This is a genomic window from Dyadobacter jiangsuensis, assembly GCF_003014695.1.
Lineage (GTDB): Bacteria > Bacteroidota > Bacteroidia > Cytophagales > Spirosomataceae > Dyadobacter > Dyadobacter jiangsuensis.
Genome location: NZ_PYAS01000002.1, coordinates 313,264 through 328,402, shown reverse-complemented (window position 1 = coordinate 328,402; position 15,139 = coordinate 313,264). Strand labels below are relative to the sequence as shown.

Here is a 15,139-nt window from a genome sequence, read left to right as displayed (position 1 = left end):
GATATTATATGTTCTTTTTCTTGATCACCAATTGCTGCGCGTGCTTCTGCACAATGCGCTCGAAAAACTCTTTCAGGTCCGGATATTCTTCGGGCATGAAACGGGTTCGGCTGACCTGAATCATGGTGTTTACCTGGATGACATTGCCTACCTGCCGTACCTGATAAGAGAATTTTCCTCCCTTATCCGGCAGCACCACGATCTCCGCCTTGGGCATTTCTTCCAGGGCATAACCTTCGGGAAGTGTGAAGTTCCCTATAAATGACGCTGAGATACCCGTCCCGAGATCGATCGGGTAAATGCGTTCTTTGGACTTAAACGGGTTCTTCGTCCAGCGGCCCGCCATAATGGGATTGAAGTACAACACGCCGGGTGATGCGTTTTCATCCTCAGCCTCAAAATCGCAGCTGACGTTCACGGTACCTTTGAGATCTTCCGTTTTGTTTTTAACACTAACCTGCTGGATCTTCCATTCCGGCACCTCCTTTTTCAACGCGTCCTGGAACGCATTGTCGGCTCCGGCCGCATATTCTGACCGCCAGTCGAGCGCCTCGTAACCACCGTACGAAATGCTGTAAGTACCTTTCATGATGCCATCCTCGGGCGAGACGGTAGCCGTGATCATTTCCAGTTTACTTTGCGAGTCGGCCGGAACGATTTCCAAAAACTTGCCCGCTCCCTTTTTCGGGATCAGCCTTCCATAGCCATTCAGGGCCCGCTCCGGCAGCATACCCGGCTTGGCATAGGCCTCTGACGCATCCAGGAAATAGGCTTTTTCCCCGACTTTGACATGTGCTACGACATAATTGAAGCTCTCGATCATCGGAATCTCCTGGTGCAGGTAACCATGTGAGCGGGTGCTCAGCAGGAAAGGATTGCATTCCAGATCAAGCTCCCGGAGCAGCACGGTGAGCATCAGGTTAATATCACACGCATTGCCTTTCCGGTTGTCGTAGGCCTTTTTAATACCGGTGTCGGAAAACAGGCCCGAGTAACCATCCCATTTCATATGGTCCTGTATATGCCTATAAGCCAGACTCATACGTTCGGTCGGATCGGTCGTTTTCGCGGCAATTTCATCGCGGATTTGTTTCAGAAAACTACTTTTCCGCAACTCTCCTCCAAACCAGGTGGCTTCGTCGAGGGTCCGCTCCACATTGTCCCAGGTTTGCGAAAAGTTCTTTTTCATCTCGCCCGGTATGGTGATACTCGCCAACTCGAAGTTGATTTTGGATATGTAGTCCGATTCCGTAGTGATATAAGGCTCATTCACAAACGCAGGGACGTCTTTGATGACAAACCGGTAGGCTATTCCGGGTCCGTCATAGGTGGAATGCCCGACGGACACGTTTTCAGGCTCCTGCTTGTGAATATCCAGCGTGAGATAGCCGCCCATCGTCATTTTATAATCCAGGAAACCCGGAATCGTAATATTGTATTCGCTCCATTTACGCGGTATCGATCCCTGGAAAGCCCACATATCCGGCTCATGTCTGACGCTCATCGGCGAAACGAGCGAGTACGAGTATTCGATGATCGAACCTTTTTTGGCATTGGGAAGGTTAAACTTAACAGTAGTCCGGGTGTCGGACGTTTTCTCGCGACGGATGGCCTTCTTTTCCAGCTCGGTGCGGACGATCTGGTTGTTATCGAGGTTATATGTGTAGCCTCGGAGATCATCAATCCATTCCTGTTCCTTGTAGCTGGAACCCATGTAATGCGGAATGGCCACCGAGGCCCTGTCGAGCGCCGATTCTTTCAGGATCTTGATACGAACCCAGATATTGGTGGTCATCATCAGGCCTTTGAGATTGTCGTAATGGAAAGTGACCTTGCCGTAATCGTAAAGGAAAACGGCATCGGCTGTACTGTCGCCGGGGTAGGCCGTCATTTCGAGCGAGGCACGATCGATCAGGCCCAGTTTGGGTTTGAAATCATCTTGCGCGAAAGCCTGAAAAGTGAAGCAAAACAACAGGAATGGGATGGATAAAACGTTCCTGCGGCACAGACCGGACAGCCTGATAGGAAGTAAAAAGTTGGTCATGAACAAGTAGATGAGGAGTAACAAAATTCATGCATTATCGTACTCTTATTTCGATTTTCAAAGAGAATTTTATCACCGAAACGGGATTTTTTTTCACTTGGAACGAAACTGGCCGAATACGGATTTTAATGCCTAATTTTGACACCCAAACCAGGCTGCAATGTTGCATGCTCTTGTTCCTGCTAACCCATAATCTTAACATTTATCTTTAATCTATGTCATCTTTTCAAAACGAAAGCCCCATCCGCGTACTGGTAGTCGGTTGCGGTAACATGGGTGCTTCCCATGCCTTTGCGTACCAGCTTCTGGATGGTTTCGAGATCTGCGGGATCGTTTCGACCGGAAAAAGCAAGGAAGTTCTCAATGAAAAATTAGGCGGCGGCTATGCCCTTTTCAATGACTACGAAACAGCATTGAAAGAGACGAAGCCCGATGCTGTTTGTATCTCTACTTACCCTGATACCCACGAGAATTTCGCGGTCAAAGCACTCGAAGCCGGCGCCCACGTATTCATCGAAAAACCGCTTGCTGATACCGTTGAAGGTGCTAAGCGGGTGGTAGAAGCTGCTAAAAAAGCGAACAAGAAAGTAGTGGTAGGTTATATCCTCCGCGTGCACCCATCGTGGGAACGTTTCGTGACCGAAGCACAAGGCCTCGGCAAACCGCTGGTGATGCGTATGAACCTCAACCAGCAAAGCCACGGCTACATGTGGGGCGTTCACCGCAACCTCATGAAGAGCCTTAGCCCGATCGTGGACTGCGGCGTGCATTACATTGACGTGATGTGCCAGATGACCCGCTCGAAGCCGCTCCGCGTCAATGCAATCGGAGCCCGCCTTACTGAAGACATTCCGGCAGGAAACTACAACTATGGCCAGCTCCAAATCTGGTTTGAAGATGGTTCCGTAGGCTGGTACGAAGCCGGCTGGGGCCCGATGATCAGCGAAACCGCCTTCTTTGTGAAGGACGTAATCGGACCGAAAGGTTCGGCTTCAATCGTGGCCAAAGATGCGGGCGGTACTGGAAAATCATCTTCCGTAGAAGCACATACGAAGACTGAATCGATACGTGTACACCATGCCGACCTGAACGGCTCTGATGAGTTCGCCAAGGAAGACACCTGGATTAACCTCGAAGACGAGCCGGATCACCAGGAACTTTGTAACCGCGAGCAGCGCTATTTCCTGCGGGCGATCAACGAAGACCTCGACCTGACCGACCATTTGCAGGATGCTGTAACCAGCTTGCAAATTGCCTTCGCGTGCGACGAGTCGGTGAAGACCGGCCGCACCGTAGATCTGGCCTGATCCCCATATTCATTTTCAAAGCCCTGCTTCGAGTCGTCGGAGCAGGGCTTTTTTATAGTATTTTAGCTAAAAACCCTTCGGTTACACTTCATTATTATAGGATTTTGGCAAAAATTTCAACCTCAACCGGAAGTGAAAATTAACATTGTTTTTATCCAAAATTAACCTCTAACTGGTTGATTTTTCGTAAGAAAAGGGTAATTTCCTATAATCTCAATGCAAACGTTTGCATAAATAATTCTGCATTTTTCCTTCCGCTTTATTCGAAATCTATTGTTAAATATTATAATATTGCAACGCGTTTTCTTAAAGACTTTTAGTAATACCAAACTGACGCCACCCGACTTTTTGAAGCATTTACCAGGCAGGTGACCGGTTGCAGTCCCGAACATCCGCCGTCCATTCCATCCTCCGTCAGAGAAAGCGTAACGTTATCTTTTTGCCCCTTTTGACATAGTGCTGTCAGGACTCGTGATCATGATTTGATTCAAAAACCTTGGCAAGGATAGTTACGCCCGAAGAGGAATGTGATTTATCGAATACCAACTATAACTATTTAACTACTCACCGAAACATTTTAACTGTAAACCGCAAACTATGATTAAACAAAAAACGCAAAAGCCTAACGAACAGAGATCTGAGACTAAAATTCTACGTGTTTTCCAAGACTGCATGAAAAACGTTTAACAAGCCTTACTACATGAAAATTACCGATACTAATCCATGGTTGCTCCAGATGCGGAGCATCCGTAATTCTTTATTGCTTCTGCCCGCGCTCGCAAGCCCATTGCTGGTGAACGCAGCCCTCGCCAACTCCGGTATCACCACCACGATCCGCGCTGATAAAACACTCAAAGGAAAAATCACCGATAAAGAAACCGGCGACGGCCTTCCGGGTGTAAACGTGGTTGTAAAAGGTACCAGCAGCGGTACTACCACCGACGGAGAAGGTAACTATACGCTTTCTGTACCTGACAATGCTACGCTGGTTTTCAGCTTCGTGGGCTACATCAGCCAGGAAGTAGCCGTTGGCAACCGCACTTCTCTCGACATTTCATTGGCTCCTGATTCCAAGGCGCTTAGTGAAGTAGTCGTGATCGGGTACGGTACCGCCAAGAAATCCGACCTTACGGGATCGGTAGGTTCCGTGAAAGAAGAACAACTGAGAGAGCGCCCTGCTCCTTCATTGAACCAGGCATTGCAAGGTAAAATCTCGGGTGTGCAGGTGAACGTGAACTCGGGTCGCCCGGGTGGTCGCGCGAACGTGCGTATCCGTGGTTTCAGCTCCATCAACTCCTCCAACAACCCGTTATACGTGGTGGATGGTGTAATGCTTCCACAGGGTAACCAGAACCAGCAAAGCCAGGCGATCGACTTCATTAACCCGAACGACATCGTGTCGGTGGAAGTATTGAAAGATGCTTCGTCGACGGCCATCTATGGTGCGCGTGGTGCCAACGGGGTAATCATGATTACCACCAAAAGAGGTAAATCAGGTGAAAGCACGATCACTTACGGTCTCGACCTTAGCGTGCCGACAGCCGGTCCGAAAAGAGCGAAAGTATTGAACGCCCAGCAATATATGGACGTCGAAGACCTCGCTTACAAGAACATGGAGAAGTTCGACAAGGCGGGCTGGGATGCTAAGAAATATGTATCTCACGATCCGCAGGTACGTCGTGCACAGCTGGCAGCTGCCCACCCTGACGTATTCACTGTACGTCCTGACGGTACTTTTGCCCCCAACTACGACACCGACTGGTTCAAAGAATCGACCCAGCACCGCGTATCTCAAAACCACCAGCTGGGCTTCAGCGGCGGTAATGAGAGAACAACCTACTCGCTGTCACTTAACTACCGCGACGACCAGGGTTTGATCAAAACGTCCTACCTGAAACGCTATTCAACCCGTTTCAGCATCGACGATCAGGTGAAGAAATGGTTGCGCCTCGGTGGTACTTTGAGCTACAACAACCAGGCTGAGAACCTGGTCGACATCAGCGATGCCGTACCTCGTCAGATGGTGGAAGACTTCCCTTTCCTTCCGGTAAAATGGCCGGATGGATCCTATGCCAACAACCGTGATTATCCGGGTGCAGAGGGCTCATTCAGCTCCGTACACCGTTTGATGGGTCGTAAATACAACCTGAATACTCAAACTACGCTCGGTAGCCTTTACGGAAACATTACCCTTGCAAAAGGGCTCGAGTTCCGTTCGGTATTGGGTGTGAACGTGATCAGCCAGGAAGTGAACCAGTCGCAAACGCGTACGCTTACGCCTAACGAACTGGGTACTGCCAGAAAAGAAACCAGAAAAGAGACTTTCTGGTCATGGGAGAACTTGCTGACCTATAACAAAACATTCGGTATCCACTCGATCAATGCTCTTGCGGGTATTTCATGGCAGGAAACCAATGTTGCCACAACCGGTGTCGGTGCTCAGAACTTCGCGACTGACTATTATACTTTCGACAACCTAGCGGCAGGGTCGGTAGCGCCTTCTTCTAGCCCTTACGTATCAGGTGCGTCACGTTTTGCTTTTAACTCATACTTCGGTCGTTTGAACTATACCTTGCTCGACAAATACCTGTTGACAGTGACTGGTCGTGCGGATGGTTCTTCAAAATTCGGTAAGGACCACAAGTTCGCATTCTTCCCGTCGGCGGCCCTTGCGTGGAAGGTGTCTGACGAAGAGTTCCTGAAAGGCAACCCTATTATTTCTAGCTTGAAACTTCGCACCAGCTACGGTTTGACCGGTAACTCGGAGATTCCTCCCTACTCGTCACTGGGCTTGCTGAGATCTAACTACGCTGCGATTTACAACGATACCCGTTTCGGCGGAACCGGTATCAACAGGCTCCCCAACAACGATTTGCGCTGGGAAAAAACCGCTCAAACCGACGGAGGTCTTGAAATCAGCTTCCTCAAAGGAAGAATCTCTCTCGAAGCGGATTACTACTACCGCAAAACGACCGATATGCTCCTCGATGCGCCGGTACCACGTACAAGCGGCTACGCGACCATCCGTCGCAACGTCGGTTCTATGGAGAACAAAGGTTTCGAATTTGGTTTGAATACGGTGAACATCGAAAAGCAAAACTTCTCATGGAATACCAGCTTCAACATCTCGTTCAACAGAAACAAAGTATTGTCGCTGGCAACCCCTGCTGACATCTTCGGAGTGGGCGGTCCTTCCATCACTAACCAAACGAGCGTAATCCGTGTCGGCGAACCTGTGGGTGCATTCTGGGGATTGACCCGTCTGGGAACCTGGAGCGAAGCTGAGGCCGACCAGGCTGCCAAATTCACCAGTTACCGTGCCAGCCTGAAAATGTTGCCAGGCGATATCAAGTACAAAGACGTGAACGGCGACAATGCGATCACCGACGCTGACCGTGGCATTATTGGTAACGGTTCTCCAAAAGGATGGGGATCACTTTCAAACAGCGTACGTTTCCACGGCTTCGACCTGACCCTCGACCTGCAATTCTCGTACGGAAACGACCTGATGGACATGAACCTCCACGCCAGCGAAGACCGCCAGGCATTGGCCAACAGCTACGCTACCGTTCTTGATGCATGGACTCCTCAAAACCAGAACACGCCAATCGCACAAATTCGCGATACCAAGGCTGGTTACGTGACCAACGTAGACACCCGCTGGATCTTCGACGGTTCTTTCATTCGTGGCCGCAACCTGTTGCTGGGTTACAACTTCCCATCGGAAATTGCTAGTAAGTTGAAAATGAGCAAACTGAGATTGTATGTTTCTGCTCAGAACTTCTTCATCATCAGCAAATATCCGTTTGGCGATCCAGAGCAAACTCCTATCCGTGGTGGCGATGGCGACAACGTATTCTCACAAGGTATGATCTGGCACAGCTATCCTAAGCCAACCACATTCCTGGGAGGTATTCAGGTTGCATTCTAATCGACGGGACCGTTGTATCATTCAAAATGACATTCAGTATGAAACTTAATAATAAAAAATTCTATCAACTTTTGCTCTGCGGAGCGATCCTGATGGGCCCGACAGCCTGCTCCGACTTCCTCGATGAGCAAGATCCGTCGAACCTTCAGCCAGATGTATTTTACACCATTCCGGATCACGCGGAAGCCGCTGTCGCAGCCACTTATGCAGATACGCGCTTCTTCGGTGAAAGTGCAGGCATCTTCTCGGCCAACTGGCAAATGCTGGAAGCCCCTACCGGTACTGCGAATACAGAAACAGGCCAAAACTCCGACCTGAACAACCTGTACGCCCTCATTTACGACGGCAATACGGGCCACATCAGCAACTGGTGGAACGGCGTTTACAAAGTGATTGCAAATGCGAACCTGGCGATCGAAAAAATCCCGGGCATCCAGTTCCCGGCGGCCAATGAAGCTCAGAAAGTGAGACTGATGGGCGAAGCTCGCTTCCTCCGTGCATGGGCTTACTTCTATGCAGTAAGATTGTGGGGCGATGTACCTTTGATCACCAAGCCGCAAACGACCGAGTCTGAGGACTTCCTCGCTTCGAGAGCGTCTCAGGAGGAAGTTTACAAACTGATCGTCGACGACCTCCTGGCTGCCGAAGCCGCCGGTTTTGCCGATTTCAACACCAACGGACGTGTGTCCAAAATGGCTGTAAAGGCTTACCTGGCAAAAGTGTACCTGACAATGGCTGGTTTCCCGCTTTCAAAAGGACAGTCGCATTACAAGCTCGCGGCCGACAAAGCGGCGGAAGTAATTAAATACGCCAAGGAAAATCCTTCGACGCTCGGCTTGTTCCCAACTTACAAGGAGTTACACGATGAGAAACTGAAAAACCGCATGGAACACCTGTTCCAGATCCAGTACAACACCGCAGTGGCTGGTTTCCCGCTGAACGACTTCTTCCCGAACTTCAAAGCGGTAACATATGCCGGACTTGGTGGAACAGGTAGCACCGTACCTACGCTCTCGTTCTACAACTCGTATGAAACAGGTGACCTTCGTACCAAAGATCAGGAAGGCTGGTTCTACACCACCTACTACACCAATGGTACAGGTGCAAAATTCGAACTGGGCGCTCCGTACGTGTTTAAATATTTCAACATCGCAGCATTGGGCGGCCCGGGCATTACCCCTACCCGTCTCAATAACCTGAACGTAAACCAGATGCGCTACTCGGACGTATTGCTGATGTATGCAGAAGCACAAGCCGAACTGGGTACTGTCGATGCAGAAGCTTACGCAGCATTGAAAGCAATCCGCGACCGTGCCAAATTGACTACGCCGGCTATCGGCACCTACACTCCTGCTTCATTCAAAGAGGCAGTTTGGAAGGAGCGTTGGCACGAATTCGCTTACGAAGGCATTACCTGGTTCGATATGGTACGTCTGCGTAAAGTGTTCAATGAGGAAACCAAGAAGTTCGACAACTTCGTGGGCCACAAAAACCTGAACGTGAGCGGCGGCGTAGCGTTGCAGGAAAAACACTTGCTTTTCCCGCTGGGTATCCAGGAAATGAGAAACAATCCGAACCTGAAACCTCAGAACCCGGGCTACAACTAGCATTTTCTTATCTGTTTTATAAAAGCCGGCCTTCATCTGAGGGTCGGTTTTTTTCGTTCTTATACCGACGCCCCAATCCGAAAGCCATTTTGCTTTATATTCATTGCCTAAGTTTATCAAAACGATTTGCAGATGTTGAATAGGATTTGCCCTGCTGCCGGACGCCCTACATATTGCTTGTTTGCCCTGCTTTGTACAATCGCAGGTATGATGCGGGCGCATGCACAGCTGGTTGTCACAAGCCCGGTTTCAAACCAGGTCATGCAGCGCAATGCATCGGGCATCGCCACCTTATCCCTCACTGCTTACGCGCATTACCCGTATACCCGCATCAGCGCATCGCTGATCCCCATCGAGGGCAATGCTAATGCCGCACAGGAACAGCAGGTGGAAACCAGCCAGCTGGCCCAGGGGTTTCTGCACACCGTCTTCTCCGCCCACACCGGCTGGTATCGTCTCAAACTGATCGGCACCGCAGCCAATGGTATTATAGATTCGGCGGTGGTCGCCCGTGTGGGCGTGGGCGAAGTTTTCCTCGTTGCGGGCAATTCCAATGCGATGGGCCTGCCTGGTCTTGGTGCGAAAGACGCTTCTTCAAACGTGGTTTCCTTTAATGCGATCAACAAAACCCTCAACAACGAGAACATTACCGTGGCCCCCGACGGCCCGATGCCCGTTCCAACTTTTGAGCCACTCAAAGCCAGTAACAATATTTTCCCGAATGGCGAGACTTCGTGGTACTGGGGCGAATTGGGCGACCTGCTGTTTCGAAGATGGAAAACCCCGGTGCTGTTCTTCAATACCGCCTGGGCAGCGGCCAACTCCGAGAATTACCGCGACGCCGCATCGGGCAAGGACGCCTATAATTTATATGTAGGAAAATACTGGCCCAACCGGCAGCCTTATAGCAATATCGTCAACACGATGCGCTACATGACATCCCTGACAGGCATCCGGGCGGTGCTTTGGGCCCATGGCGAAAACGACGCACAGCTCGGTTTCAGCGAGACGCAATACTTCGATGGAATCCGGACGCTCATTCAGAACAGCCGCAGGGATTCGGGCTACAATATTCCCTGGTACATTGCCCGTAACTCTGCCAGCAACCAGTTGAAGGATCCTTACCTGCCCGTTCTGAACGCGCAAAACCGGTTGATTGCGCTGCCGGATTTCAATGCATTCCAGGGCCCTTACCTCGATACTATCCAGATCCCGCGTCCCGTTTCCGCGCATTTTGAAAATGTTCCCGGCGGCATCCAGGGCCTCACCCTCGCTGCCGCAGCATGGAACAGAAGCCTTGCGGACACCGCGATGGCCCGTACCCTGCCTTTGCAGCCTGCGTATACATTACATACAGGTGTAACGCCCGCACGCGTATATCCGGGCGCGGCATTTGATCTGCCTATTGCGGTCACCGGCAATGCCCCTGCAACAATGCAAATCGCTGCTGAGCTGCTGGACGCGCAAGGGCAGTTCATTGCTCAGATAGGTACCGGCAATGCCAATCCACTTCTAATCCGGATGCCAGCCAAGCTGCCTGACGGACAATACCGCATCCGCCTCACAGGCCTAGCTCCAATTACTCCCGGCAGCATTTCCCAGCCGGTTTACGTGGAGCGTGCATTCCAGACAATCGAATATGTGAATACCATCCGTCTGCGCAGCTTTGGCAGCAACATCCAGGTCGCCTGGGCGGTTGCACCAGTACCCGGACTTGCATCCATGACCGTTCAGAAAACAACCGACGGCCTGCATTACAATGATCTCGAAACTTTGCCTGCCCCAGCGCCTGGCTTGTCGGGTGTATTCGGTTTTACAGATAATAACCCAGGCAGCGGAACTGTCTTTTACAGAATAAAAATGGGGTACAACAATGGAGCAATCGCCTATTCGACCATCGTCACATTGTTTCGCGACGGTGCTCCGGCTCCCTGGACCGTTTTCCCAAACCCGGTCACGCAACAGCAGTTTTACATTATGCCTTCCGGCCAATTCGCTGATGTTACGTGCCGCCTTCTCGACGCGGCCGGTCGCGAACATCCCGTGCAAATCTCGGCAAGGGAAGCAGTGGGACTACTTTCTGTTCGGCCGCGTTATGCACTACCCGCAGGAAAATATATCCTTCAAGTGACTTCTGCCGGGCAGACCCGGAGTCAAAGCGTTGTTTTCTACTGAAACAACTTATATCTTGCTAATAATCAACCGATTCCAACTATCGCCCAACCCGGCGTGTCCACAGGAATGATGTTCCGTTCCTCAAACCGCAATTTTTTACGTGATGAAAAGACTATTACCAATTCTGCTCTTCGCATTCCTGGTTAATGCCTGCACATCGGGTGACAGTCCCGTCCCGCTCGAAATTACTGACGCCAAACTGAAAGATTACCACATCATTTCCATCGCATTCGACAAATCAGGTACCGCATGGCTCGGAACGCTCGGCCAGGGGCTCATCCGGCATAGCGGCACGAGCATTGCCGTTTTTGATTCTTCTAATTCCACTTTGAAAAAAGCAGCGATCTGGGATATAGATGTCGATAAGAAAGGTAATGTATGGCTTGGAACGGACGCGCTGATCAAATATGACGGCTCGAAATTCACGCGGTACGAGTCGGGCATGTACAACCTGCCGCGCAATTCGGTACGCGCGGTAACCGTAGATGGTGCCGACAATGTCTGGTTTTCGGCCGGCGCTTCCAAACAGGGCGGACTGGTTAAATATGACGGGGAGCGCTTTACTACCTTCACGCCCGAAAACTCTCAACTGCCCGGTAACCTTGTAGCAGGCATTGCCATCGACCGGAACAACACCGTTTGGGCCGCGCTCAACGACGGAATCACCGCAACTTCCATGGTCCGCATTAAAAACGATCAGTGGGACATTTTCACGGAAAAAGAGCTTGGCTTCAACCCATACTATTATGGCAATATCGCAATTGATCAAAACAATGACTTGGTGGCCTCCATCAACTACGGACTTTCGAGCACCATGGTACCTGGGCGCCCGCAGATATTCCGGTTCAATGGACATTCGAGCCAGGTGATCGACCTCCCCGAGGAAGATAAAAAGGTTTATATGACCCAACACGTGTTTACCGACCGCGACAACCGCATATGGGCCGCATTCTGGGGCGATAGAGAATACGGCGTTTTCAGAAACGGGAAATGGGAACTAAAAGACCTCGAAGATAGTGGCGGCATATTTACTATCGGCCAGAGCCCGACCGGAGAAATATGGCTGGGTGCCGGCCGGGGCGTCTATATTTTGAAATAAAAAAAGTCACCCTGAGCGGAGTCGAAGGGCATCGTGCGTGATGCCCTTCGACTCCGCTCAGGGTGACTTTGGTATCTTAATCTTCAAACAAACTTCCCAAACCTCCGATCACCGAACCGCTTTCTTTCCGGCTGTTGGGACCGTATACCGAAAGCCGCTGGATCAGTTTGGAAATCGGCATCGACTGAATCCAGCAACGGCCTGTACCACGCAATGTAGCCAGGAACATTCCTTCTCCACCGAACACCATCGATTTCAAACCACCCGAGCGCTGGATATCGAAGCTCAGCGATTGCTCGAATGCCACCACGCAACCGGTATCGATCCGTAGGGTTTCGTTATTCAGCTGCTTCTCCATCACCACGCCGCCCGCATGTACGAAGGCCATCCCGTCGCCTTTCAGTTTTTGAAGTATAAAACCTTCCCCACCGAACAAGCCCGATCCGAAACGCTGGTTAAAATGGATTTTCATGCTCGTGCCCATGGCCGCGCAAAGGAAACCGTCTTTCTGTACGATCAGCTCATTACCGTAGATTTTCGACAAGTCTATCGGCATAACCGTTCCCGGATAAGGTGCCGAGAATGCTACCTTCTTCTTACCTACACCACGGTTGGTAAAATGCGTCATAAACAGCGATTCGCCAGTCAGCAAGCGCGTTCCCGCCTGGAAAATCTTGCCCATAATGCTCTGGTTCGCCTCCGAGCCGTCGCCCATTTTGGTTTCGAACTGAATGCCGTCTTCCATAAAAAGCATAGCACCCGCTTCGGCGATCACGGTTTCGTTCGGGTCGAGTTCAATTTCAACGACCTGAATGTCGTCGCCGATGATTTTGTAATCGATTTCGTGTGAGATCATTTTTTCGCAAAAGGTTTATGGTTTATTCTTCCTCTTCTTCTTCCTCGGAACTCTTTTTCTTCGATTTCCGGGTTTTTCGGCCGGGGATATCCTCCCGGTCACGGAGTTTTTTATCATCCACATTTTTATTCAAAAATTCATTGATACGGTCCATATCAAAGCTCGTGGTGATCTCACCGAACGAGTTGATCTGGATATCAAAACCTTCCAGGTCCTTGTGCACGCGTGGTTTTTCCGGTGCAGGCTTGGATGTTTCCGACTGTTTTTTCTTAGCCATGTGTTTGATGCCAATGGGCCGCTAAGACCCGTTTTTCACTTGTTACGAAAATATGCAATGATCCCCGCGGTACCAATGGAATTTGATCCTGCGGTCGGTGCGAGCTTACGCCAGCCTTATTTGTGCTGACAAGCGGCTGAGCGCTGTTTCAAGCCTTCTCACGACCTCGTCTTTTCCGAGTATCTCCATGATGATCATCAAATCCGGGCCGGCACCTGCGCCGGTTACCGCCAGGCGCAGTGCCTGCATGATCTTACCCATTTTGACACCCAGCGATTCCATCGTCGCCGAAAGTACTTCCTTAATATCGTGTGCTACGAAGTTGCCGTCAAAACCGGCCAAAGCCTCTTTGAAACCGCCGATAGCATTCACGGCCTCCTCATTCCATTTCTTGATCACCACATCCTGGTCATATTCCTCCGGCGCTGCGAACAAAAAGAGCGATTCCGAAACGATTTCCTTGATGAAATGTACGCGGTCTTTCAGCAAATGCACGATCTGTGCAAGCTGGTCCTGGTTGACAGTAATGCCTTTCGCTGCGTACAACGGTTTCAGTTCTTCGATGATCGCAGCATCGTCCAGCTGTTTTAAATATTGCTGGTTAAACCAGTTGGCCTTCTGAATATCGAATCGCGCACCCGCCTTATGCACGCGCTCGAAGCTGAATGAGGCAATGAGCTCGTCCATGCTGAAAATCTCCTGCTCGGTACCGGCATTCCAGCCCAGTAATGCGAGGAAGTTGGCAGTAGCGCCGGGCAAATAGCCTTCTTCACGGAAACCGCGGGCTTTTTCGCCGGTGTTAGGATCTGTCCATTCCAATGGGAAGATCGGGAACCCACCGAGATCTGCGTCACGTTTCGAGAGCTTGCCGTTACCGTCCGGTTTGAGGAGCAAAGGCAAATGCGCAAACTGCGGCATGGTGCTTTCCCAGCCCAGATAGCGGTACAGCAGCACGTGCAACGGAGCCGAAGGCAGCCATTCTTCCCCACGGATCACGTGGGTGATGCCCATCAGATGGTCGTCCACGATGTTTGCCAAATGGTAAGTAGGCATACCGTCCGACTTCAAAAGCACTTTATCATCGATCTGCGACGAGTGTACCACCACCCAGCCGCGGATCAGGTCATTGAAACGGATATCCTCTTTGGGCATGATCTTCATCCGGATCACGTAAGGATCGCCGCTTTCGAGCCGTGCTTTGGTTTCCTCCGCCGACAGCGTCAGTGAGTTGGTCATTTCGGTACGAGTGATTGCATTGTATTGGACCGCAGCCACTTTCGCAGCTTCCAGGCGCTTGCGCATATCATCCAGCTGCTCAGGGGTATCAAAAGCATAATACGCCTTCCCTTCCTGAACGAGCCTTTCCGCATACTCGCGGTACATTTCTTTTCTCTCCGATTGCCGGTAAGGGGCATGCGGGCCGCCTTGCTGCGGGCCTTCGTCGATGCCGATCCCCAGCCATTCCAACGCTTCCAGAATATATGCCTCGGCGCCCGGAACGTAGCGGTTCTGGTCGGTATCTTCGATGCGAAGCAGCATCTGGCCGCCTTGCTGGCGTGCAAACAGGTAGTTATACAGGGCCGTGCGCACACCGCCCGCGTGCAGCGGACCGGTTGGACTAGGCGCAAAACGCACCCTGACAGGTTTGTTATTCATTTATTCAAAAATTAATTACTGTTCTATGGTTTTTGGTCATTGGTGGTCAGGTGTTGTCAAATGTTGTCAGACATTGTCAAGTATTGTCATTGATAGTCAGGCATTGTCATTAAATTTTCTCTCCTTTCAACACTTGACTTATTGACGACTCTTGACCATACATGACTATAACTGACCATTCCTGACA

General features: G+C 50.7%; 9 protein-coding genes. 5 read left to right on the top strand and 4 right to left on the bottom strand.

The window, feature by feature from the left end; translation table 11 throughout:
- Positions 1-4: 4 nt before the first annotated feature.
- Positions 5-2,044, bottom strand: coding sequence for a DUF3858 domain-containing protein (locus CLV60_RS04640; protein ID WP_146151520.1), 2,040 nt, complete (start codon positions 2,042-2,044; stop codon positions 5-7).
- 215 nt (positions 2,045-2,259) lie between these two features.
- On the opposite strand from CLV60_RS04640, the gene CLV60_RS04635 reads away from it, so the two are divergent.
- The 5 genes from CLV60_RS04635 to CLV60_RS04615 all read left to right on the top strand — a co-directional run bounded on the left by CLV60_RS04635 (position 2,260) and on the right by CLV60_RS04615 (position 12,163).
- Positions 2,260-3,351, top strand: coding sequence for a Gfo/Idh/MocA family protein (locus CLV60_RS04635; protein ID WP_106594219.1), 1,092 nt, complete (start codon positions 2,260-2,262; stop codon positions 3,349-3,351).
- A 700-nt stretch (positions 3,352-4,051) separates the two neighbouring features.
- Positions 4,052-7,282: a SusC/RagA family TonB-linked outer membrane protein gene (locus CLV60_RS04630; RefSeq protein ID WP_106594218.1), complete on the top strand. Its 3,231-nt coding sequence runs from the start codon at positions 4,052-4,054 to the stop codon at positions 7,280-7,282.
- 38 nt (positions 7,283-7,320) lie between these two features.
- Positions 7,321-8,889: a RagB/SusD family nutrient uptake outer membrane protein gene (locus CLV60_RS04625; RefSeq protein WP_170118711.1), complete on the top strand. Its 1,569-nt coding sequence runs from the start codon at positions 7,321-7,323 to the stop codon at positions 8,887-8,889.
- A gap of 132 nt (positions 8,890-9,021) precedes the next feature.
- A complete protein-coding gene (locus tag CLV60_RS04620; RefSeq protein WP_106594216.1) occupies positions 9,022-11,064 on the top strand; it encodes a sialate O-acetylesterase in 2,043 nt (680 codons plus the stop codon).
- A gap of 103 nt (positions 11,065-11,167) precedes the next feature.
- Entirely contained in the window at positions 11,168-12,163 is a 996-nt protein-coding gene (locus CLV60_RS04615) for a ligand-binding sensor domain-containing protein (protein ID WP_106594215.1), read from the top strand.
- Between the two features lie 76 nt (positions 12,164-12,239).
- Here the strand turns inward: CLV60_RS04615 and CLV60_RS04610 are convergent, their stop codons facing one another.
- The 3 genes from CLV60_RS04610 to gltX form a co-directional block, all read right to left on the bottom strand.
- On the bottom strand, positions 12,240-13,019 hold the full coding sequence (locus CLV60_RS04610) for a TIGR00266 family protein (RefSeq protein WP_106594214.1): 780 nt from the start codon (positions 13,017-13,019) through the stop codon (positions 12,240-12,242).
- Between the two features lie 22 nt (positions 13,020-13,041).
- Entirely contained in the window at positions 13,042-13,296 is a 255-nt protein-coding gene (locus CLV60_RS04605) for a hypothetical protein (RefSeq protein ID WP_019941656.1), read from the bottom strand.
- Positions 13,297-13,401: 105 nt separating this feature from the next.
- Positions 13,402-14,952: a glutamate--tRNA ligase gene (gene gltX, locus CLV60_RS04600; RefSeq protein WP_106594213.1), complete on the bottom strand. Its 1,551-nt coding sequence runs from the start codon at positions 14,950-14,952 to the stop codon at positions 13,402-13,404.
- Positions 14,953-15,139 lie beyond the last annotated feature (187 nt).